Origin of the sequence: Streptosporangium sp. NPDC048047 (assembly GCF_040653115.1) — a bacterium.
Classification (GTDB): domain Bacteria; phylum Actinomycetota; class Actinomycetes; order Streptosporangiales; family Streptosporangiaceae; genus Streptosporangium.
Map to the genome: position 1 here is coordinate 1 of NZ_JBEZNH010000010.1, position 21,923 is coordinate 21,923.

Annotated in this window: 18 protein-coding genes and 1 pseudogene; 4 read left to right on the forward strand and 15 right to left on the reverse strand. The window is 71.1% G+C overall.

The features are described 5' to 3' along the window. Positions 1-102 precede the first annotated feature (102 nt). Entirely contained in the window at positions 103-978 is an 876-nt protein-coding gene (locus AB0D67_RS11280) for a helix-turn-helix transcriptional regulator (protein WP_362932468.1), read from the forward strand. A 94-nt stretch (positions 979-1,072) separates the two neighbouring features. Here the strand turns inward: AB0D67_RS11280 and AB0D67_RS11285 are convergent. The 4 genes and pseudogenes from AB0D67_RS11285 to AB0D67_RS11300 form a co-directional block, all read right to left on the reverse strand. Next, positions 1,073-1,318 (reverse strand): annotated as a pseudogene (locus AB0D67_RS11285) (transposase); the annotation flags it as partial. Positions 1,319-1,903: 585 nt separating this feature from the next. Next, on the reverse strand, positions 1,904-2,962 hold the full coding sequence (locus AB0D67_RS11290; protein ID WP_362932470.1) for a beta-eliminating lyase-related protein: 1,059 nt from the start codon (positions 2,960-2,962) through the stop codon (positions 1,904-1,906). 205 nt (positions 2,963-3,167) lie between these two features. Continuing rightward, positions 3,168-4,124 (reverse strand): D-alanine--D-alanine ligase, encoded by a 957-nt coding sequence (locus tag AB0D67_RS11295; protein ID WP_362932472.1) that lies wholly within the window; start codon positions 4,122-4,124, stop codon positions 3,168-3,170. A gap of 240 nt (positions 4,125-4,364) precedes the next feature. Beyond that, on the reverse strand, positions 4,365-5,597 hold the full coding sequence (locus AB0D67_RS11300) for a PLP-dependent aminotransferase family protein (RefSeq protein WP_362932818.1): 1,233 nt from the start codon (positions 5,595-5,597) through the stop codon (positions 4,365-4,367). A 296-nt stretch (positions 5,598-5,893) separates the two neighbouring features. Between AB0D67_RS11300 and AB0D67_RS11305 the strand changes: the two genes are divergently transcribed. After that, positions 5,894-6,514 (forward strand): GNAT family N-acetyltransferase, encoded by a 621-nt coding sequence (locus tag AB0D67_RS11305; protein ID WP_362932474.1) that lies wholly within the window; start codon positions 5,894-5,896, stop codon positions 6,512-6,514. A gap of 306 nt (positions 6,515-6,820) precedes the next feature. Here AB0D67_RS11305 and trxA read toward each other — a convergent pair whose 3' ends face one another. The 8 genes from trxA to AB0D67_RS11345 all read right to left on the reverse strand — a co-directional run bounded on the left by trxA (position 6,821) and on the right by AB0D67_RS11345 (position 16,292). After that, a complete protein-coding gene (gene trxA, locus AB0D67_RS11310) occupies positions 6,821-7,144 on the reverse strand; it encodes a thioredoxin (protein WP_362932476.1) in 324 nt (107 codons plus the stop codon). A 49-nt stretch (positions 7,145-7,193) separates the two neighbouring features. Next, positions 7,194-8,126: a thioredoxin-disulfide reductase gene (gene trxB, locus AB0D67_RS11315; protein WP_362932478.1), complete on the reverse strand. Its 933-nt coding sequence runs from the start codon at positions 8,124-8,126 to the stop codon at positions 7,194-7,196. A 166-nt stretch (positions 8,127-8,292) separates the two neighbouring features. Further along, on the reverse strand, positions 8,293-9,315 hold the full coding sequence (locus AB0D67_RS11320; RefSeq protein WP_362932480.1) for a hypothetical protein: 1,023 nt from the start codon (positions 9,313-9,315) through the stop codon (positions 8,293-8,295). Then, the gene (gene sigM / locus AB0D67_RS11325; RefSeq protein WP_362932482.1) at positions 9,305-9,910 is read right to left on the reverse strand and encodes an RNA polymerase sigma factor SigM; all 606 of its coding nucleotides are present in this window, start codon (positions 9,908-9,910) and stop codon (positions 9,305-9,307) included. The genes AB0D67_RS11320 and sigM overlap by 11 nt, the downstream gene beginning before the upstream one ends. A 153-nt stretch (positions 9,911-10,063) precedes the next feature. Next, positions 10,064-11,599, reverse strand: a complete 1,536-nt coding sequence (locus tag AB0D67_RS11330) for a protein kinase family protein (protein WP_362932484.1) — start codon at positions 11,597-11,599, stop codon at positions 10,064-10,066. Positions 11,600-11,797: 198 nt separating this feature from the next. After that, positions 11,798-13,402, reverse strand: a complete 1,605-nt coding sequence (murJ, locus tag AB0D67_RS11335; RefSeq protein WP_362932486.1) for a murein biosynthesis integral membrane protein MurJ — start codon at positions 13,400-13,402, stop codon at positions 11,798-11,800. A 30-nt stretch (positions 13,403-13,432) separates the two neighbouring features. Then, on the reverse strand, positions 13,433-15,724 hold the full coding sequence (locus AB0D67_RS11340; protein WP_362932488.1) for a hypothetical protein: 2,292 nt from the start codon (positions 15,722-15,724) through the stop codon (positions 13,433-13,435). A 46-nt stretch (positions 15,725-15,770) separates the two neighbouring features. After that, positions 15,771-16,292, reverse strand: a complete 522-nt coding sequence (locus AB0D67_RS11345) for a YbaK/EbsC family protein (protein WP_362932490.1) — start codon at positions 16,290-16,292, stop codon at positions 15,771-15,773. A gap of 128 nt (positions 16,293-16,420) precedes the next feature. On the opposite strand from AB0D67_RS11345, the gene AB0D67_RS11350 reads away from it, so the two are divergent. Further along, positions 16,421-17,866 (forward strand): CCA tRNA nucleotidyltransferase, encoded by a 1,446-nt coding sequence (locus tag AB0D67_RS11350; protein ID WP_362932492.1) that lies wholly within the window; start codon positions 16,421-16,423, stop codon positions 17,864-17,866. Between the two features lie 49 nt (positions 17,867-17,915). Here AB0D67_RS11350 and AB0D67_RS11355 read toward each other — a convergent pair whose 3' ends face one another. Further along, complete coding sequence (locus tag AB0D67_RS11355) at positions 17,916-19,217, reverse strand: MFS transporter (RefSeq protein ID WP_362932494.1); 1,302 nt, start codon at positions 19,215-19,217, stop codon at positions 17,916-17,918. 170 nt (positions 19,218-19,387) lie between these two features. On the opposite strand from AB0D67_RS11355, the gene idi reads away from it, so the two are divergent. Then, positions 19,388-19,969 (forward strand): isopentenyl-diphosphate Delta-isomerase, encoded by a 582-nt coding sequence (idi, locus tag AB0D67_RS11360; protein WP_362932496.1) that lies wholly within the window; start codon positions 19,388-19,390, stop codon positions 19,967-19,969. Between the two features lie 102 nt (positions 19,970-20,071). Here idi and AB0D67_RS11365 read toward each other — a convergent pair whose 3' ends face one another. Together AB0D67_RS11365 and AB0D67_RS11370 are read right to left on the reverse strand one after the other, a co-directional pair. Further along, a complete protein-coding gene (locus AB0D67_RS11365; protein ID WP_362932498.1) occupies positions 20,072-21,151 on the reverse strand; it encodes an inositol-3-phosphate synthase in 1,080 nt (359 codons plus the stop codon). Between the two features lie 29 nt (positions 21,152-21,180). Continuing rightward, positions 21,181-21,867 carry a PadR family transcriptional regulator gene (locus AB0D67_RS11370; RefSeq protein WP_362932500.1) on the reverse strand — a complete coding sequence of 229 codons (687 nt, stop codon included), beginning with the start codon at positions 21,865-21,867 and terminating at the stop codon, positions 21,181-21,183. Positions 21,868-21,923: the final 56 nt, after the last annotated feature.

The window sequence follows — 21,923 nt, forward strand, 5'->3', positions numbered from 1 at the left end:
AGCCGCGGCCTGACGACCACCCAACTCGGTGAACCTTTCCGGTCACAGCACTAGGTCTGCGGGACCTACCATGGGCGCCCGGTGAGGCGGCACACTTACGGCATGACCAATCCGTACGCTCGTGAGCTCGGAGATTTCCTGCGAGCCCGGCGCGGCAGGCTGCATCCACACGACGTCGGCCTGGAGCCGGGCGGCCGACGCAAGGTCACCGGACTGCGGCGCGAGGAGCTGGCCTTGCTGGCCGGGCTGAGCACCGACTACTACCAGCGGATGGAGCAGGGCCGGGAAGTGCGCCCGTCCGACGATGTCCTGGACGCGCTCGCCGGGGCGCTCGGCCTCGACGGCGAGGAACGCCGGCATCTGTTCGCCCTGGCCCGTGCCGCCCGCCGGCCGTTACCCACCCTGGTGGACCGGGGCCCGGAAAGAGTGCCGGACAGCACACGGCGGCTGCTGCGGGTGATGGACACCCCGGCGGTCGTGCTCGGCCGGCACCTCGACCTGCTCGCCTGGAACCCGATGGCGGAGGCGCTGCTCGGCGCCCCGGACGCTTACCCACCCCACCGGCTCAACATGCTCCTGCTGATGTTCGACGACACGCTGACCGGCGAGCGGAGGTGCCCGGACTGGGAGCGGCAGGCCCTGGACTACATCGGCATGATGCGCGCCGCCGTCGCCACCGACCCCACCCATCCGCGCGCCACCGCGATCGTCGGTGAGCTGAGCATCCGCAGCGTCGAGTTCCAGCGGCTGTGGGCCCGGCATGACGTACGCGCGTCGGTCCGCGGCACCAAGACCTTCCGGGCTCCCGAGGTCGGCGACATCGTCCTGGACTGGGACACCTATCCGCTGCCCGGCAACCCCGGCCCGGTCATGCTGGTCTTCACCGCCGAGCCGGGCAGCGCTGACGCGGACCGGCTTCAGCTCCTGGCGTCATTGCACGCGACCCGCTCGGCGCTCACCAACAACTCCTCCCAGTAGTGCTTGTTGCGACTCCCAACAGAATGATCAGCCGCCCTGGACCAGTCGAGCTTGTGGCGGAATGCAACGCGGCCAGCAGGAACCGGCGCAGTCATTCCCACATGTCGGCGTGATGCCAGCCGCGCAGCCGCCGCAGGCAGGTCATTCCCGAGCCGAAGCCGGGTTCCCGGGGCAGGAACTCCCACGGGATCGCGGTGTGGAGCACGAGCAGGATGCCACGGGGCTTTGCGGTCACCCAGCCGCGTGCGACCGGGGTGGCGCTGCCGTCGCTCCACCTTCGGTACAGCGGCTCGATCCGTTCCCCCAAGTCGTCTGAGACGATCCACGGAGGCTGCTTCACCCTTCCTCACGCGCAGATCAACCACCGTCCAGGTGGACGGACACGGCCATGGTCGTTTTGCCGGGAGTCGTTGGTGGCGATGTTTCACGTGAAACAGTGGCCGTCCATAGGCGCTCTACCCCGGTGACCGGCTCTCCGGAGAAAGCCGTGGATTGCTCCGTGGGGTCAGCTCGTGGGCGGTGTTTCACGTGAAACATCACCGCCCGCGCGGCCTGACGTTCACTCGGCTGTATCGGTGATCGTACGGCCGGACAGCGGTGGCCGGCCGTACGGTCGAGAGAGTCGGCCGACCCGTACCGTCGGGGCCAGCCGGTCGGCCTTGCGGCCCGGAGAGCCGGTGCGGGCGGCGACCGCCGCGGGCCACGACCGCCGCGGGCAGCGACCGTCACGGGCGGCGGTCGCCCCGGGTCACGAGCGTCGCGGGTCGCGACTGCCCCGGGTCACGAGCGTCACGGGTCGCGACTGCCACGGGCCACGACCGTCACGGGTCGCGGGCGACGCGAACCGCGACCGTCACGGGCCGCGGTTGACGCGCACCGCGACTGTTCACGGGTCGCGGTCGACGCGGCCCGGGGCCGAGGTCGGTCAGGCGTCGGCAGCCGCCCGTACCGTGAGCCGGATGTCGGCGAGGAAGGCGTCGATGTGCTCAGCCGTGGTGTCGAACGAGGTGACCCACCGGACCACGTGCTCCTCGGCGTTCCAGACGTGGAAGGGATGCCGCTGCTGGAGTTCGGTGATCGCCTTCTCCGGAAGCGCCGGGAAGACGGAGTTGGACTGGACGGGATAGCGGAGCGAGACCCCGGGAAGCCCGGTGACGCCCTCCGCCAGCCGGCGGGCCATCGCGTTGGCCTGGGCGGCGTTCTCGCGCCAGAGCTCACCGGCGAGGAGCGTGGCCAGCTGGACGGAGACGAAACGCATCTTGGAAGCGAGCTGCATCGCCTGCTTGCGGAGGAACAGCGCGGAGGCGTCCAGCTCGGGGTTGAGGATGACGATCGCCTCGGCTCCCATGGCGCCGTTCTTGGTGCCGCCGAAGCTGAGGACGTCCACCCCCGCGTCCGTCGTGAGGGCGCGCAGCGAGCAGCCGAGCCCGGCCGCGGCGTTGGCCAGCCGCGCCCCGTCCATGTGCAGGAGGAGACCGCGGGAGTGGGCGAACTCCGCGAGCTCGGCGACCTCGTCGGCGGTGTAGCAGGTGCCGCACTCGGTCGCCTGGGAGATGGATACGACGCGGGGCTGTGAATGCTGGATTCTGCCCAGCGCCGAGAGCTGTCCCCGGACGTCCTCCGCCGAGATCTTGCCGTCCTCCGTGGCGAGGGGGACCAGCTTCGTGCCGAGAAGGCGTTCGGGAGCGCCGCACTCGCTGGTGTTGATGTGCGCGCTGACGGGACAGAGCACCGCGTCGTAGGGCCGCAGGAGGAGGCTCAGGCCGACGACGTTGGCTCCGGTGCCGTTGAACACGGGGTAGACGGTCACCCGGTCGCCGAACTCGGCGCGGAAGGCGTCCTCCATCTCCCGGGTCCAGCGGTCCCCGCCGTACGCGGGGGCGTCTCCGGTGTTCGCCTCGGTGATGGCGGCCATGACCGCCGGGTGGACGCCCGCGTGGTTGTCGCTGGCGAAGCTCTTCGGGAAGGGGGTGGAAGTCAGCACGGGGACCACCCTAGAACCTGCTCCGTGGGTCTTCCCCGAGGCGGGAGTCTACGGAACGGAACTCGGCGCGGGTGGCACGGGCCGACGGCGCCGCACCGCTCGTAAGGTGGCGCGGCGTCAGTGCGGGCGCGAGGCCGGATGAGTCCGGCTTCGCGCCCGCACGCCGGCCCGGCGGTCGGGTGAGGCCGGGTGCGTCGCGGGAGGGTCAGGCCGTGCCGCGGGCGGCGGCCTGCTCCAGCAGCACCCGGCATACGGTGCCGAGGTCGTCGCCGGCCGCCTCGACGGCCATCGGCAGGAGGGACGTCTCGGTCATGCCCGGGGCGACGTTGACCTCCAGGAAGTGCGGCAGACCGGAAGGGTCGACGATGAGGTCCGTACGGGAGATGTCCCGCAGTCCCAGGGCGGTGTGCGCGGTCACCGCCATCTCGGCGCAGGCCGCGGCGACCTCCGGGGACAGCCGGGCGGGCGCGAAGAACTCGGTGTGGCCCGCGGTGTAGCGGGCCGCGTAGTCGTACACCCCCCCGTCCGGGACGATCTCCACGGGCGGCAGGGCCACCGGACCCTCCCCGAGGTCGAGCACGGAGACCGCCACCTCGACGCCCTCGACGAACCGCTCGATCAGCGCGGTGTCGCCGTAGGCGAAGCAGCCGACCATCGCGGAGGGTAGCTCCTCCGCCGTGCGGACGACCGACGCGCCGAGCGCCGAACCGCCCTGGGACGGCTTGACGAACAGCGGCAGGCCCAGCCGTTCGACGATCCGGGACAGCACCTTGGACGCGCCGAGGTCGTGGAAGGTCTCCTTCGGCAGGGTCACCGACTCGGGGGTGCGGAGGCCGACGGAACGCACGACCGCCTTGGCGGTGGGCTTGTCGTAGGCCACCCGGCAGGCGTCGGGGCCGGCGCCCACGTACGGGACGGAGAGGAGCTCCAGCACCGAGCGGATGGCGCCGTCCTCACCGGACCCGCCGTGCAGCGTGACGAAGGCCGCGTCGGGCGGGTCGGCGAGGACGGTGGGCACCAGGGAGGCGTCGGTGTCGCGGATCTCCACCGGGATCCCCGCCGCGCGCAGCACCTCGCTCACCCGGCGGCCGGAGCGCAGGGACACCTCACGCTCGTAGGACAGCCCGCCCGACAGCACGAGGACGTGGCCCAGATCACTCACCCGAAACACCTCTCTTTTCCACCCCTGCCGCGTCCCGGGCCCGCTCCCGTCGCGGCCGGGCCGTCCGCCGCGCGACGGCGGCGGAAGTCACCGTACGGCACCGCGCCGGTCCGTGCTCGTCCGGCCCGCGGGAGGACGGGCTGAACGAGGACTTCGCGGGACGGTGAGAAGCGGTTCGGATCCTGGTCCGCGGATCACCCCGCGGGCCGCTCGCCCGGGCGAAGATCCACGAAACGGAATCTAGGCGATGTCGGGGCCGGGGGTGTCCACCCCGATGTGGTCCGGCGCGGCGCCCGGACCGAACGTGTCGCGCAACTGGAGCTCCTGCTCGATCACCCCGGCCAGGCGGCGGACGCCCTCGCGGATGCGGTCCGGCTCGGGGTAACAGAAGGACAGGCGCATGTTCCTGGCGCCGCCGCCGTCGGTGTAGAAGCCGGTGCCGGGGACGAAGGCCACCCGCTCGGCGACCGCGCGCGGCAGCAGGGCCTTGGAATCGAGGCCTTCGGGAAGCGTGGCCCAGACGAAGAACCCGCCCTGGGGACGGGTCCATGTCATGCCGGCCGGCATCAGGGCGTCCAGCGAGGCGAGCATGGTGTCGCGGCGCTCGCGGTACAGCTCCCGGAAGGTCTTGATCTGCTCGCGCCACGGCTGGACGGAGAGGTACTCGCCGACCGCGAGCTGGGTGAAGGTGGAGTGCGAGAGCACCGCCGACTCCATCGCCAGCACCAGCTTGTCGCGGATGGCGTGCGGGGCGAGCGCCCAGCCGACCCGGAAGCCCGGGGCCAGCGTCTTGGAGAAGGAGCCGAGGTAGACCACGCCGTCGGCGTTGTCGGCGCGCAGCGTCCGCATGGGCTCGCCGTCGAAGCCGAGCAGGCCGTACGGGTTGTCCTCGACGATCAGGATGCCGGCGCGCTGGCAGATCTCCAGGACCTGCTGCCGGCGGACCGCGTTGAGGGTCACCCCGGCCGGGTTCTGGAAGGTGGGGATCGTGTAGAGGAACTTGATCGGGGCGCCCGCCGTCCGCAGTGCGTAGATGGTCTGGGCGAGCGACTCGGGGACGATCCCCTCGTCGTCCATGGCGACGTGGACGACCTTGGCCTGGTAGGCGGAGAAGGTGCCGAGCGCGCCGACGTAGGACGGCCCCTCGGCCAGCACGACGTCGCCCGGGTCGATGAAGATGCGGGTGATCAGGTCGAGGGCCTGCTGGGAGCCGACGGTCACCACGACGTCGTCGGCGCCCGCCTCGATGCCCTCAAGGCGCATGACGTCGCAGATCCGCTCACGCAGGTGCGGGTCGCCCTGACCGGAGCCGTACTGCAGCGCGACCGGGCCGCGGCGGGAGACGAGATCGGCGACGAGCTCCCCCACCACGTCGAGGGGCAGCGCGGTGACGTACGGCATGCCGCCGGCCAGCGAGACCACCTCGGGCCGCGACGCGACGGCGAAGAGTGCCCGGATCTCGGAGGCGACCATCCCGGTTGCCCGTGCGGCGTACCGGTCGACGTAGGCGTCGATCCGCGAACCCTGGGGCGCGACGGTCCGACCGTGATCAGAATCGTGGGGCACGGTCCACCTCCTAGCTCATGTGGAGCACGCGAGTGCTCATGCCAGAGAAACCAGCGTACGTCAGTGAATGATGTCGTCTGCGTGGGGGGATACGACAGTCTGAAACGCGGACCCCCACTGGGCTACGATGCCAGCTGGGGACGCCGTTTTCGCGGGGTTTTCGTCATGGCTCGCACTCATCTCGCCAGGATTGGGGCCAACAGGTGTCGCGTCGGCTGGCCAACGTCACTCTCGACAATCTCGACGACCTGCCGCACCGGTGCCGCCGGTGCGTGTTCTGGGAGCTGGATCCCATGAGCGGCAACCGCGCCGTCGAGGCGGGGGACCCGGCGCTGGAGAAGGAGGCGTGGATCTCCTCCACCCTCCTGGAGTGGGGGAGCTGCGGGAAGATCGTCTATGTGGACGGCGTGGCCGCCGGGTTCGTGCTCTACGCGCCCCCGCACCACGTGCCCCGTTCGGTCGCCTTCCCGACCTCGCCGGTCAGCGCCGACGCCGTGCTGCTGATGACCGCGCACATCATCCCGGAGTTCTCCGGGGGCGGTCTGGGCCGGATGCTGGTCCAGGGCGTCGCCAAGGACCTGACCCGGCGCGGGGTGCGGGCGATCGAGGCGTTCGGCGACCTGAAATGGGAACAGCCGGGGGCGTGCGTGATGCCCGCCGACTACCTGCTCTCGGTGGGTTTCAAGACCGTCCGGCCGCACCTGCGCTTCCCCCGGCTCCGCCTGGAGCTGAAGACCGCCGTGTCGTGGCGTGAGGACGTCGAGGTGGCCCTGGAGCGGCTGCTGGGTTCCATGAGCCCGGAGAGGGCGCTGCGGCCGGTCTGAGGCGGTCTCAGTCGCTTTCCGTCCCGCGCGGCCGTACGCGGCGGGACGCCCGGCGCTCGACAGCTCAGCCCGGTGGACGACGGCCCAGCCCGGTGGGCGCGACCGGCGCGACTTCACGACACGCCGTCGCGGCCGTCCGCCACGCATGCGGAAGCCCCCCGCCGTGGGTGGCAGGGGGCTTTCGCGGGTGGGTGTGCCGCTCGGAAGCGGTGGTACGGCCCGCACGCCGTGGGGTGCGCCGTGCCGCAGGGGGCCTTCTCCGGCCCGTCCGTCCGGCCCCGCCGGAGCGGGACCGTGCGGGCGGTCCTAGATGATGCCCTCGAGCTCGCGGAGCAGCATGGCCTTCGGCTTGGCGCCGATGATCTGCTTCACGACCTCTCCACCCTTGTAGACGTTCAGGGTCGGAATCTGGAGTACACCGTACTTGCCGGCGGTCGCCGGGTTCTCGTCGACGTTCAGCTTGACGACGGTCAGCTTGTCGGCCTGCTCGCCGGCGATCTCCTCCAGGATCGGGGCGACCTGGCGGCACGGGCCGCACCACTCGGCCCAGAAGTCGACGATGACGGGCTTGTCGTTCTTCAGGACGTCGGCGTCGAAACTGGCGTCGGTCACGCTCTTGATGGCGCCCAAGGTCTTGCTCCCTCTTCGTGTATCGGTGTGTCCGGGTGTGTCGGTCGGGTCAGCTCTCGTGGTCGGCCAGCCAGCGCTCGGCGTCGAGCGCGGCGGCGCAGCCGGTGCCGGCGGCGGTGATCGCCTGCCGGTAGGTGTGGTCGACGACGTCACCGGCGGCGAACACCCCGTCGACGTTCGTGCGGGTCGAGGGGGCGTCGACCTTGATGTACCCCTCCTCGTCGAGCTCGACCTGGCCCTTGAGGAGTTCGGTGCGCGGGTCGTGCCCGATCGCGATGAACAGGCCGGTGGCCGCCAGCTCGCTCTCCTCACCCGTCTTGACGTTGCGCAGCCGGAGCCCGGAGACCTTGGCCTCGCCGAGGACGTCGACCACCTCGCTGTCCCAGACGAAGCGGATCTTGTCATTGGCGAACGCCCGGTCCTGCATGATCTTGCTGGCGCGCAGCTCGGCACGGCGGTGCACGACGGTCACCGACCTGGCGAACCGGGTCAGGAAGGTCGCCTCCTCCATCGCGGTGTCGCCGCCGCCGACGACCACGATGTCCTGGTCGCGGAAGAAGAAGCCGTCACAGGTGGCGCACCAGGAGACGCCGTGGCCGGACAGGCGCTTCTCGTTGGGCACGCCCAGCTCGCGGTAGCCGGAGCCGGTGGCCAGGATGACGGTCCTGGCGTGGTACGTGTCGGTGGCGGTCCTGACGACCTTGGGGTCGGCCTGCAGGTCGACCTCGACCACGTCGTCGGCGACCAGCTCGGCGCCGAACCTCTCCGCCTGCTTGCGGAGGTTGTCCATCAGGTCCGGCCCCATGATGCCGTCGGGGAAGCCGGGGAAGTTCTCCACCTCGGTGGTGTTCATCAGCGCGCCACCGGCCGTGACCGAGCCCTCGAAGACGAGGGGCTTCAGATCGGCGCGTGCCGAGTACACGGCCGACGTGTAGCCGGCGGGACCCGAGCCGATGATGATCACATTCCGGACGTCCATCACTGCGGTGACCTTTCCCGTCGTCGTTGCCAGTGGCGTCAACAGATACTAGGCGCCGGTGATTCCCCACCCGAACCGGCGCGTCCACCTGCGCCGAGACGGGCGGAGCCCGGCACGGATGACTCCGTGCCGGGCTCCGATGTCCTCGCGGATCGTCGTCCCCGCGGACCTACTTCCACTGGGCGAAGGCCGGCTTGCGCACGTTCTCGCACTGAGGGCCCACGACGTGGACGCGCACGGTGTTCTTCGCCTTGTTCTGCCAGAAGACCATGATGTTGGCCTCCTGCCCGTTGTAGAAGCCCTGGTCCACCGCGAACGGGAATCTCCCGATCTTCTTGGAGACCTGCTGCACACACTGGTCGATCTTGGACGCGTCGGTCGCCTGGGCGGCGTCCACGATCTGCGCCGGACCGATGTACTCCAGCAGCGAGCCGCTGAGCTCCTGCTCGGTGTAGTTCCAGTTGCTGTCGGTCAGCTGGTAGGCGGGCTCGCTGGCCGACGGGGAAAGGGCGATCGGGTCGTTCTGACCCGGTCCGGAGGCGGCGAACATGTTGGTCGACACCACGGTCGCGCCGATCACCGCCGCGGCCGCCATGCCCGCCACCGCGGGAAGGGCCCACCGGCGCCGCGCGGCTCCGGAGCCACGGCGCCGCCTGACCGGCGCCGGGACCACGGTGCCGTCGTCGCCGACGACTCCGAGGCGGGCGGCCGGCACGGCGGGCTCGCCGTCGAACCCACGATCGCGGTCGTCGCCGGCGACCTCCGGCCGCACGACGGGGGCGTCGCCTTCCCCGCCCGTTCCCGGCCGCGTGACAGGGACCACGGTGCCGTCGTCGCCGACGATCCCGAGGCGCGTCACCGGCGCGGGCGCGGGGGAGGACGTCGTCTCCCACGGCGCGTCGCGCATTATGTCGTCCCAGGCCGGTGCCTCCACCAGGCCTACTCCACCTCCACGGAAGCTCTCGGCCTCAGCGGCCAGCGCACGGTCGATCCTGAGGGCGACACCCATCGGCATGGCCGGGGTGGGCGTCGCGGCAAGCACCTCACGGACCGCTGCGAGGTCGGCGAGGCTTTCGCCACAGGGATCGCAGATCGCGAGATGCTCGCGTACCTGCAGGGCCGTGGCGGCGTCGAGAAGACCCTCGGCCAATTCGGCCAGGGTCTCCAGGTCGTAGTGCGTGTCACCCGTCACGAAGTTCTGCTCCCTTCGCGGATGAGACGCGAGTGAGGTCTGATCGGTTCCGTAGGTGAGAAAGAATCGGGGCCAGTTTCGCCCGGCCGCGGGCGCATCTGCTCTTCACGGTGCCGCTCGGCACCCCGAGGACCTGGGCCGCGTCCTCGACGGAGTAGCCCATCATGTCCACGAGCACCAGCGCGGCGCGCTGGTCGGCGGGCAGCAGCCGGAGCGCGGACGAGACCTCCATGGAGACCTCGCGCTCGGCCGTCTGGTCCTGCACGGGAGTGTCGCGCTCCGCGGCCTCGACGAGCTCGTCGTCGGCGACCGGGCGGACGGATTTCCTGCGCATGCGGTCCAGGCACGCGTTCACCACGATGCGGTGCAGCCACGTGGTGACGGCCGCCTCGCCGCGGAAGCTGCCGGCCTTGCGGTAGGCGGAGACGAACGCGTCCTGTACGGCGTCGGCCGCCTCGTCGGGGTCACCCAGCGTGCGCAGGGCGACCGCCCACATGCGGTCTCGGTGACGCTTGACTATTTCACTGAAAGCGTGCGGATCCCCGGCGATGTGCCGGGTCAGCAGATCGGCATCGGACACGGCTGGCCGCGCCATCTGCTCCGCCGCTGGCGGGGTCTCTGGTGGGAGGTTCACAAGGAAAGTCCTGCTGCCGGTCCGGGGAGAATCACCACTACGGGATAGATGGTGCCACGAAATCTCTGATGATCGGCAAGAAGCGGGGTAAAAGCGTCTGAATCCGTACAGCTCTCACTTGGTGGCGAGGATCTTCACATCCATGATCGTTCCTCGGTACTTCCCCTGGAAGGTCGGCATCCTGGTGAACCAGACGCACACGTAGCGGCCCTTGTGCGGGGAGTCGGCGCTGAAGGTCTTCCTGCCCCCGAGGTCGGTGAACCTGTGGACCGTCTCCAGGGAGGCGAGGTCGGCGGACGGGCCGACCCGCAGCTCGGCCGTGCCGCCGGAGCCCGCCCCGAAGTCGACCGTGACCTGCTTGACCGGCACGCTCTCACCGAGGTCGAGCAGCAGGCCGACGCCCTTCTTCAGGTTGCCGAAGTCGGCCGAGTCGTAGGACTCCGAGTGCCAGTCGGTGGAGGGCTTGCCGTCGATCGCGCCCAGCGTCAGCTCGTCACGCTCGTCGCTGTCCCCCTGCGGGTCGAAGCCGTCGGCGTTCTGGACCTTGACCTCGCGGGTGGCCGTGGCCGTCGTGGGGGTGGGCGTGGTGGTCGGGGCGGCCGCGGGCGGCCCGGAGGCGCCGATGCTGCGGCCGAGCGTCCAGGCGACCAGTCCGACGGCCACCATCACCAGCAGCACGACGAGGGTCATGGCGACCTTGTTGACCGTCCCGCCGCCCGCCGGACGCGGCTGCTGGTACGACTGCTGGTACGACTGCTGGTAGGGCGGCCGGGTGACGGGCGCGCCGGGCCCGGACGACGCCTGCGTCGTGGAGGGAGGCGCCTCGGAGCGAGAGGCCGTCACCGGCGGCAGGGCCGTCGAGGGCAGCGGCATGGGCATGGGCGTGGGCCTCGGCACCGAGCTGAGCGCCTCGGCGAACTCCGCCGGCGTGGTCAGCGGGGTGAGCCCCTTGCGGCTCTCCGGCAGCAGCGCCCGGCAGGTGATGGTGTCGAGGTAGCCCGGGACCCCGGCGGTGACCTGCCGCGGCGTGCAGTAGTGGCCGTCGTCCACGGGGGCGGCCGGCAGTCCGCCCTCCTGCTCCTCGCCCGGCCAGTGGCCGGTCAGCCCGGCGTACAGCAGGCGGCCGAGGCCCTCGGCGTCGGTGCGGGCCGGGTCGTCGCTGGTGACCTCCGCCAGGGCGGCGTCGATCCCCACGCCGAGCAGCTTGACCGTGTTGCCAGAGGTCCACACCAGGTGGTCCGGGGTCAGGCACAGGTGCGCGATGTCCGCCTCGTGCGAGTGGGCCAGCGCCTCGGCGGCCTCGGCGACCAGCGCGGCGGCCCGCTCGGCCTCCAGCGACCCGGAGGCGACCATGTCGCCGAAGGTCTCGCCGCTCACCCACTCGCTGACGACGTAGGAGCGCCCGTCGTCCTCGGTGGCGTCGAACACCTGGGTCAGGCGCGGGTCGGTCAGCCGGCTCGCCGCGCGGGCGGCGGTGACGACCTCGTTGAGACGTGGGAAGTCGGGGTCGAAGGTGTGGACCGCGACGGGGCGGGCGAGCACCTCGTCGATCGCCTTCCACAGGGTGGCCCCGCCTGACTCGTGGACCCGGTCCTCGAGCCGGAAACGGTCGGCCAGCTTCGTGCCCGGCTCGACGGCGGCGGAGCTCATGAGATCTCCGCTACTGGGGACGCGACGCCGTCATCTTCGACGGCCGACACGTCAAGACACATCACAATATGCCGGGTGGATCCGCCCACGCCCTCCTGCTTCCATTAGCCGCATGTCGTCACACGCGTCGCACCATGGTAGTCCCGCGCCGGTTCCGCCCGTGTTCTGCTTGTCAGACGCTTGGGACAAGTCTTGGGGTTACCGGCCTACCCGTCCTGCCACCATTCCAACGATCGAGTTGACCTCCGGGATGCGCATCCGGTGCGCGAAGGCCAGATAGAGCACCATACCGAGACCTCCGCCCGCGGCGAGCATGATGGCCGCGTTGAAGGGGGTCAGGTCGGCGAGTCCCCGGGTGATCCACAGCACGCCGAGCGCGAGCGCCGCGGCCGGCAGGGCCGCGAGGTACATCCGGGACAGCCCGGCGGCCACCACGCGCCCGTTCAGCCCGCCGGCGCGGCGGGCGGCCATCCGCCAGGCCACCGCGGTACCCACGACGTAGGAGACGGTGAGCGCGAACGCCAGGCCCATGACGACGTACTCGGGGGGCAGGACGGCGGCGGCGAGGAAACTGAGCGCGATGCTCACCGCCGTGTTGCCCGCCCCGATGAGGACCGGGGTCCTCGTGTCGCCGAAGGCGTAGAACACGCGCAGCAGGAGCTGGAAGAGCGAGAACGGCACCAGCGCCAGCCCGAAGACCTGCAGCACGCTGCCGATGTACAGGGCGTTGGCGGGGTCGTTGTTGCCCCAGGAGTAGATCAGCACGGTCACGGCCGGGCCCAGCACCATCAGCAGCACCCCTGCGGGCACGAGCAGCGACGCCACCAGCCGCACGCCCGAGGCGAACTCGTCGCGGACCGAGGTCAGGTCGCCCTCGGCGACCGACCGGCTCATCCGGGGCAGCATCGCGGTGATCACCGAGACCGCGATGATCCCGTAGGGGAGCTGGAAGAGCTGGAACGCCTGGGAGTAGGCGGTGTTGCCCGCGCCCGGCGCCCGGTCACCGGCCGCCGAGGCGATGTTGGTCGTGACCAGGAAGCCGAGCTGGGTGATGGTCACGTACAGGAAGGTCCAGGAGCCGGCCTTGGCCATCTCGCCCAGTCCGGCCTGGCGCAGGTCGAACCGGGGCGTGAGACGGAAGCCCGCCCGGTGCAGCGAGACCATCAGCACCAGGCACTGGGCCACGATCCCGAGGGTGGTGCCGAGCCCCAGGACGGTGAGGTCGGAGCCGCTCACCGCGGTGACGTCCGCGCCCGCCCGCCCCGCCTTCACGTAGTACAGGGCCAGGACGGCGATCATCACGATGTTGTTCAGCACCGGCGCCCACATCGGGGCGGCGAACCGGTCGCGGGTGTTGAGGATCGCCCCGGCGAGCGCCCCGACGCCGACGAAGGCGACTTGCGGCAGGAGGTAGCGGGCCAGCGTGACCGTGACCTCGACCCGCTCGGGACCCCAGTCGTGGGTGTAGAGGCCGATCAGCGGCCGGGCGAGCAGCACAGCGATGACGGTCAGCACCAGCAGTCCGAGCACGCCCGCGGTCATCAGCCGCTGCTCGTAGGCCCGGCCGCCGTCGGGGTCGGTCTTCTGCCGCCGCACGATCGACGGCACCACGACGCTGCTCAGCACCCCGCCGAGGAGGTAGTCGAACAGGATGAACGGGATCATGTTGGCGACGGTGTAGGCGTCGCCCATCTGCGCGCTGCCCAGCGCGGCCACCAGCACCGCCGAGCGGACGAACCCGGTGACGCGGGAGACCATCGTGCCCGCCGCCATGATCGCGCTCGCGCGCAGGACCCTGCTCATGGGCTTCCTTCCACTGGGGGACCCGGCCTTTCAGGACTCGGTGCCCGCGGGGGCGCCGGCCGGCCGTGGCGGAGCCGTCGGAGCCGCCTGGGACGCCCGGGACGCCGCGCCGCGGCGGGCTCCGCGGCGCCGCAGCACGCGCATGACCACGGCCGCCAGCATCACCGCCAGGGCCGCGCCCACGATGAACAGCGCGATGCCGGTGTAGCCGGTGGTCCGCACGGTCAGCTTCGCGGGCTTGCCGTACTTGTGGCCGTCCCTGGTGACGAGCTGGACCGTCACGGTCGTCTGGCCGCCGATGGCGGTCGCCCGCATCGGGACCCGGATCGTGCGGTTCTGGCCCCCCGCGATGACGATGGGGGAGTCCTCGCTCTCGTACGGGTCGATCTCCAGCAGCTTCGGCTTGTCGGACGTCACCCGCAGCTGCACCGCGATCTCGCTGCCCAGCCCCGTCAGGTCGTTGCGGACGCTGATCGGCACGTTGCCGTCGGAGCCCGCCAGGGTGCGGAACTGCGGCTGGTCGCTGCCACTGATGGAGACCTTGGCGATCCGCCCGTCGACGGCGGCGGCGACCTGCCTGACGTAGGGGGTGGCGTCCTCGGTCCGGCCGCGCCAGGCGGAGGAGGCCAGCCGCAGCAGCGCCGGCTCGAAGATGTCGAGGTCCTGCGCGGTGGTGACGCCGGTCGTCAGGTCGGCGCGGGAGCTCACCCGCTTGACGCTCGACATGTACGGCTTGCCGAGCTCGGCCCGCCGGTCCTGCTCGGTGTAGGTGAGGCCGGCCCGCGGCGTGGCCGGCGACTTGGGCCGCTTGAGCGCGTCGAGCGTGACCGGGGAGAGCCAGGGCAGCGTGGCGGTCGCCTTGACGAGCCCGGTGACGTAGCCGGGGTCCGGGTGCCAGCGGCGCGGCGGGACCGCGATGACGGTCTTCGCGGCGGTCTTCGGGGTCTCGGCCGTCCCGGTGGCGGTGGTGGCGGGGGCGGCCTGCTCGGCGCCGATCATCGCGGTCTCGGCGACGAACCGCTGCCGGTTCAGCGCCGCGGCTCCGGGGGTCGAGGTGTCGGCGCCGAGGACGTCGCTCAGCGCCGGGTCGGCGACCAACGCGGTGACCGGGCCGTCCACGCTCTCCAGACGGGCGAAGGCGTCGGGGGTCGTGCCGCCGGTGGTGGCCGGGACCTCGGGCGGCACGGTGGAGGGCTGGTCGGCCGCGGGCGGCAGGTTGCGCTGGTCGAGCAGCACGGTGTCGACGCCCGCGTCGGCCAGCGCGTCCAGCCCGTCGTAGTCGACCACGCCGTTGACCGGCCAGTTGACGTAGTCGATGACGTCGCGGCCGAGGGTCTCCCGGCCGATGCGGGCCGCCGCCTCGATGCCGCTGCGCGTCGCGTCGTCCACACCGTTGTGGGCCAGGGCCGTCACGTCGGGGTCGGCGTAGGGGGTGGCGATCACGGGCGGCCTGGCGAGGGCGGCGCGGAGGTCGCGCAGCCACCGGCCGGCCTCGGCACTGGCCGGCCGCTTCACGACGGTGTCCTTGGTCTTGACCGTGTGCGTCTTCGCCATCGCCTGGGCGTCGTCGAGCAGGGCGGGGTCGACCATCCAGGTGAGCCCCTTGGCGGAGGTGTTGTCCTGGGCGATCTTCAGCAGGTCGCCCAGCCGCTGCCCGGACGCCATGTACTTGGCCAGGGTGTCGTCGACGAAGGTGGCGTCGTCGGCCCGGCGCGGCTGGTCGATGACCGGCATGACCATGGCGATCTTCGTTCGGGGGACCGTGACGTCCTTGGGGAGGTAGGTCAGCACGGTGCGCTGGACGGCGATCTGCTGGTCGAAGCCGTCGAGCACCTCCAGCAGGAGCGGGTAGACCCCGAACCGGCTGATGCCGAGCTGCTCCGGGGTGACCGTGATCTCCCAGGGCGCCTTGGCCGAGGGGGCGACCGTGGGCTCCAGGTACTGGTCGCGGTAGGAGAGGGGCTGCACGCCCTCACCTCTGAGGTAGGCCGCGAGGTCGGCGCGGCGGGCGAACGGCTGCGCCGAGTGGCGCCGCCGGATCCGCAGGCCGCTGCGGGCCTCGCCGGTGTTGGCGAAGAAGCCGGAGATCCTGATCTCCGTCGTCGGGTCGCGCGGCACGTCGGGGGTGATCGACTCCACCACGAGCTGCGGCTCCTGGCGTCCCTGGCGGGCGGCCGCCGGACGGGCGCCGGCCGCGCCCACCCCGGCCTCGCGGGCCCCCGCCGCGGTCGTCCGGGCGTCCGCCGTACCAGGAAGGACCACGACGGCGGAGGAGAGCATCGTGGTGGTCATCATGGCGAGCAACGCGGCCTTGCGGATCACGTGCGGGCCTGGGTCGGAGTACGGCGCACGCCCGTAATGCTATGGCCTATCCGGCGAGCGGGAAGGTCGCGGGCTCTCTCCGTGACCGGGACTGGACCAGGCCGATGGTCTTCCCTGGGACAAGGGCGAGCAGGTGATCGGCCCTGATCCGCAGGGCCGTACGGCGCTCTCCGGTGGGGGTGTGGACGACCCGCTCGGTCCCGGACAACCGCTCGTCCACCAGGACGGGAAGGGTCTCCGGGAGCAGCAGCGGGCACACCAGCCCGGCGGCGTAGTCGGTGACGGAGTTCACAGTGAAATCCGTCGCCGGGCGGACCCGGCGGGCCCCCACGATGCCGCCGACGACGCCGGAGGCCGGCGGGGTGCCCACGGCGGAGACGACCGCCACCGGCTCGCGGCCGATGCGGGTCGTGACCTCGAAGACGGTGACCTCCACGCAGGTCTCCGGGCTCACCGACAGCAGGTCCGGAAGTTCCCGGACGGACGTCATCGCCCGGGGAAGGCGTACGATCTCATGGTGGACCTGGTGTGCGAGGAGCCAGCGATGGATCGCGAGGGCGTCCTTCATGTGTGTGCTCCTTGCCTCGACTGTCTCGACGCACGGCCCCCGACGGTCTCTTACCGACCGTAACCTGGTGATCGCTTCAGGTGTATCCCCGCAGGGAACATGTTTCGTAACCGAAGGACCTACCCGGCTTGTCCCTTTCAAATCTGACCGAGAGCCAGCGGAGCGGCGTGACCGCGTTGTTCCGGAAGATCGCCCCCGTGTCCGACGAACTCGGCGAGCTCTTCGCGGCCGAGGGACACCAGATCGCCCTCGTGGGCGGCTCCGTCCGCGACGTCTTCCTGGACAGGATCGGCAACGACCTCGACTTCACCACGGACGCGCGCCCGGAGACAGTCCTGGCGCTGGTGCGCGACTGGGCCGACTCCGTCTGGACGGTCGGCATCGACTTCGGCACCGTGGGCGTGCGCAAGAACGGCTGGCTGCTGGAGATCACGACCTACCGCAGCGAGTCCTACGACCCCGCCTCCCGCAAGCCCGAGGTGTCCTACGGCGACACGCTGGAGGGTGATCTCGCCCGCCGTGACTTCGCGATCAACGCGATGGCGCTGCGGCTGCCCTCCCGGGAGTTCGTCGATCCGTACGGCGGCCTGGACGACCTGCACGCCCGGGTGCTGCGCACCCCGGGGCCGCCCGAGCGGTCCTTCGACGACGACCCGCTGCGGATGCTGCGGGCCGCCCGGTTCGCCAGCCAGCTCGGCTTCACCGTGGACGACGCGGCGCTCGCCGCGATGCGCGAGATGGCCGGGCGCATCGACATCGTCTCCGCCGAGCGGATCCGCGAGGAGCTCAACAAGCTGATCTGCGGCGACGACCCCCGCCGCGGCCTGGCGATCCTGGTCGACACGGGGCTCGCCGAGCACGTCCTGCCCGAGCTGCCCCGGCTCCGCCTGGAGATCGACGAGCACCACCGGCACAAGGACGTCTACGATCACACGCTGATCGTGCTGGAGCAGGCGATCGACCTGGAGGAGGACGGTCCCGACCGGATCCTGCGCTGGGCCGCGCTGCTGCACGACGTGGGCAAGCCCAAGACCCGCCGCCACGAGCCGGGCGGCCGGGTCTCCTTCCACCACCACGAGGTGGTGGGCGCCCAGCTCGCCAAGCGGCGGATGACCGAGCTGAAGTTCCCCAAGGACGTGGTGGCCGACGTGTCCCGCCTGGTGGAGCTGCACCTGCGCTTCCACGGTTACGGCACCGGCGAGTGGACCGACTCCGCCGTGCGCCGCTACGTCCGCGACGCCGGGCATCTGCTCGACCGCCTGCACAAGCTGACCCGCGCCGACTGCACCACCCGCAACCGCCGCAAGGCCCAGGCCCTGTCGCGGACCTACGACCAGCTGGAGGAGCGCATCGCCCGGCTGGCCGAGGAGGAGGAGCTCGGCAAGATCCGCCCGGAGCTCGACGGCAACGAGATCCAGTCCGTCCTCGGCGTCCCCCCGGGCCCGGTCGTCGGCCGCGCGTACAGGTTCCTCCTGGAGATGCGGCTGGAGTCGGGCGTGGTGGGCAAGGAGGCCGCCACCGAGGCCCTGCTCGCGTGGGCCCGGGAGAACGGGCTGACGCCCCCCGCGGAGTGACCGGTCCCGCCCGCCGCCCCGCGACACCGGCGTGGCGGGCACGGGCGGGTCACGACGGCGACGACGACGGCAGCGGCTCGCGCGGGCGGTCCGGCGCGACGGCCCGGTAGACCAGCGCGCCCGCCAGGTACCCGGCGCAGATGACCGAGAGCACGACCAGCGACTTCCCGTTGGGCGGCAGCATCACCGCGGCCAGGGCGGCGGCGAGCACGTACGTGCCGTTGAAGAGCATGTCGTAGATCGAGAACGCCCGTCCGAGGTAGAGGTCCTCGACGTCGCGCTGGACGCTCGTGTCCGCGCAGATCTTGATGCTCTGGCCGGTGATGCCCAGCACGAAGCCGCCGGCCGCGAAGGCCCACTGGTGGAACGACGCGCAGAGCGCGAACGTCAGCACCCCTGCGGTGGCGAGCATGACCGGCACCCAGGTCTCGATGCCGAAGCGCGCGGTCGCCCACGGCGTGACCAGGATGGCCAGGAAGTAACCCACGCCCGAGGTGGCCAGCACCAGGGTGACCGCGTTCAGCGCGCTCTCGGCGCTCTCGGCGAAGTAGTAGCGCGACAGCAGCACCAGCATCGCCGTGCACATGCCGTACATGAACCGGTGGGTCGCCATCGCCCCCAGGGCGGCGCTCGCGGCGCGGCGGTGGGCGATGTGCCGGACGCCGTCGGCCAGTCCGCGGACGACGTTGCGCACCGCCTCGCGGGCCTGCGGCCGCTCGGGGTCGTCGGCCGGGCCGAGCAGTCCGCGGTCCATGGTCCTGGCGACCAGGCCGCTGACGCAGAAGACGACCGCGGAGAAGGCCAGCAGCACCGCCGTGCCCCGGTCGTCGCCCCCGACGGCCAGCCGCAGCGTGTAGCCCAGGCCCACGCCGAGGAAGGTCACCACCGTCCCGGAGGTGGGGGTGACCGCGTTGGCCACCATCAGCCGGTCGGACGGGACGACGTGCGGCAGCGCGGCCCCGAGCGCGGCCAGGAAGAACCGGTTGACGCCGAGGACGGCGAGCGCGGCGGCGTAGAAGACCGGCTCGGGAGCGTCCGAGACGACGATGGCCGCGGTCGCCAGCAGCAGCGCGCCGCGCACCAGCGGCGAGATCACCAGGATCCGCTGCCGGGACCACCGGTCGATGAACACGCCCACGAAGGGGCCCAGGATCGAGTAGGGCAGGAACAGCACGGCCAGACCGGCGGCGACGGCGGCGGCGCTCGTGTTCTTCTCCGGGCTGAAGAAGGCGAATCCGGTCACCGCGAACTGGAAGACCCCGTCGGAGAACTGCGAGACCAGGCGGGTCGCGTACAGCCGCCGGAAGTCCCGGCCTTCCAGGACGACGCGGAGATCGGAGAGGAACGACACGCGATCAGCGTACGCGGGGCCGCCGACGGCGGCATCGGGGAAATCCCTGAGAAGCCTCTCAGCCGCGGGCGGGTCTTCGTGAACCGGGTGTTCACCGCATTACACGGACCTTTCATGAACTAATGCTCATCGGACCCGGCGGACCTGCCTGGTCACGTACCCTCGGTCGGGTGACACGTGATGAACACGTCGTGCTCGTCGACACCGACGGCAACGCGATCGGCACGGCTCCCAAGGCGACGGTGCACGGCTCCGACACCCCGCTGCATCTGGCCTTCTCCAGCTACGTGTTCGACGACCAGGGCCGGGTGCTGCTCACCCGCCGGGCGTCACACAAGATCACATGGCCGGACGCCTGGACCAACAGCTGCTGCGGCCACCCGCTGCCCGGGGAGCCGCTCCCGGCCGCGGTGATCCGCCGGCTCTCCTACGAGCTCGGGCTGGAGGTGGAGCGGGTGGATCTGATCCTGCCCCGCTTCTCCTACCGCGCGGTCATGGACAACGGGATCGTCGAGCGCGAGCTCTGCCCGGTCTACCGCGCCGTCGTCGCCCGCGACGCCGCGCCCAACCCCGAGGAGGTGGGCGAGGTCCGCTGGATGCCGTGGAAGGAGTTCGCGGCCGGGGTGCTCGACGGCAGCCTGGAGATCTCCCCGTGGTGCCGGGAGCAGATCCCCCACCTCGACCGCCTCGGCGCCGACCCGCTGACCTGGCCGGCCGCCGACCCGGCGGAGCTGCCGCCCGCCGCCCGCTGAGCGGCCACGGGAAGAGCCCGGCGCGCTGAGCGGCCACAGGGGACGCTGCGCGGAAGAAGCCCCCCGCCCCGGTGGGCGGAGGGCTTCGTCATCGGCGGGGCGTCAGCGCTCGACCTCGCCGCGGATGAACTTCTCGACGTACTCGCGAGCCTCGTCGTCGGAGTACTGCTCCGGCGGGGACTTCATGAAGTAGGACGAGGCCGACAGGATCGGGCCGGCGATGCCGCGGTCCATGGCGATCTTGGCGGCCCGTACGGCGTCGATGATGATGCCGGCGGAGTTCGGGGAGTCCCAGACCTCCAGCTTGTACTCCAGGTTCAGCGGGGTGTCGCCGAAGGAGCGGCCCTCCAGCCGGACGTAGGCCCACTTGCGGTCGTCCAGCCACGGCACGTGGTCCGACGGGCCGATGTGCACGTCGGCCTTGCCCATCTCGTGCGGGATCTGCGAGGTGACGGACTGCGTCTTGGAGATCTTCTTGGACTGGAGGCGCTTGCGCTCCAGCATGTTCATGAAGTCCATGTTGCCGCCGAAGTTCAGCTGGTAGGTGCGGAGCAGCTCCACCCCGCGGTCCTCGAACAGCTTGGCCATGACGCGGTGCGTGATGGTGGCGCCGACCTGCGACTTGATGTCGTCGCCGATGATCGGCACGCCCGCCTCGGTGAACTTCCGCGCCCACTCGGGGTCGGAGGCGATGAACACCGGCAGCGCGTTGACGAACGCCACCTTGGCGTCGATGGCGCACTGGGCGTAGAAGCGGTCGGCCTCCTCCGAGCCCACCGGCAGGTAGGAGACGAGGACGTCGACCCGGTTCTCCTTGAGGACCCGCACGACGTCGACCGGGGCCTCGTCGGACTCCTCGATCATCTCGCTGTAGTACTCGCCCAGACCGTCGAAGGTGTGGCCGCGCTGCACGGTCACGCCGAGCGGCGGCACGTCGCAGATCTTGATGGTGTTGTTCTCCGACGCCACGATCGCCTCGGACAGGTCGCGCCCGACCTTCTTGGCGTCGACGTCGAACGCCGCGACGAACTCGACGTCACCGACGTGGTAGTCGCCGAACTTGACGTGCATCAGGCCCGGCACCCGGGTGCCGGGATCGGCGTCCCTGTAGTAGTGCACGCCCTGCACGAGCGACGAGGCACAGTTGCCAACACCGACAATGGCTACGCGCACCGAACCCATGGCACTCGCTCCCCTTGGTCGTTAGTTCGTCAGTTGCCGTCCGGGGCGGAACGCCGTCCCCGGTTATCAGATCCGGGCGCGGGCGCCCGGGGTGTTTTCTCTTGTGGAGCGTCCTCGGCCGAATGCAGGGCCTCCGCCGCCGACGACTCGCGCCGCTCGGTGGCGATCAGCTCGTTCAGCCAGCGCACCTCGCGCTCCACCGACTCCAGCCCGTGACGCTGCAGTTCGAGGGTGTAGCTGTCGAGCCGCTCCCTCGTCCGGGCCAGGGCCGTGCGGACGCCGTCGAGCCGCTCCTCGAGCCGGCTGCGACGGCCCTCGAGGATGCGCAGACGCACCTCGGCCTCCGTGTGCCTGAAGAAGGCGAAATGGATGCCGAAGCTCTCATCTTCCCAGGCAGACGGACCGGCCTGGGTCAGCAGCTCCTGGAGCCGCTCCTTGCCCTCGGCGGTCAGCCGGTAGACGATCTTCGATCGCCGTCCGGTGAGCGTTATGGAGCCCTCCGCTGGGGCAGAGGCGTCCTCCGCCCCGTCGTCCTCGACGATGAGGCCGTCCGCCAGCAGCTGACGGAGGCAGGGGTACAGCGAGCCGTAGGAGAACGCCCGGAACATCCCGAGCAGGGAGTTCAGGCGTTTGCGCAGCTCGTAGCCGTGGAGTGGAGTCTCGTGCAACGACCCGAGCACGGCGAGCTCCAGCACGCCGCTACGTCCGCTGGCCACCGGGGAACACCACCTCTCGCGTCGATGTATCGCTCCGATACATCAGGATGATACGT

Bases quoted from the DNA above. Each gene is read 5' to 3' on its own strand.
- AB0D67_RS11280 (WP_362932468.1), top strand. From the start codon at position 103: ATGACCAATCCGTACGCTCGTGAGCTCGGAGATTTCCTGCGAGCCCGG.
- AB0D67_RS11300 (WP_362932818.1), bottom strand. From the start codon at position 5,597: ATGGTCGCCTCCGAGATCCGGGCACTCTTCGCCGTCGCGTCGCGGCCC.
- sigM (WP_362932482.1), bottom strand. From the start codon at position 9,910: ATGGCGCGGCCAGCCGTGTCCGATGCCGATCTGCTGACCCGGCACATC.
- AB0D67_RS11330 (WP_362932484.1), bottom strand. From the start codon at position 11,599: ATGAGCTCCGCCGCCGTCGAGCCGGGCACGAAGCTGGCCGACCGTTTC.
- murJ (WP_362932486.1), bottom strand. From the start codon at position 13,402: ATGAGCAGGGTCCTGCGCGCGAGCGCGATCATGGCGGCGGGCACGATG.
- AB0D67_RS11345 (WP_362932490.1), bottom strand. From the start codon at position 16,292: ATGAAGGACGCCCTCGCGATCCATCGCTGGCTCCTCGCACACCAGGTC.
- AB0D67_RS11365 (WP_362932498.1), bottom strand. From the start codon at position 21,151: ATGGGTTCGGTGCGCGTAGCCATTGTCGGTGTTGGCAACTGTGCCTCG.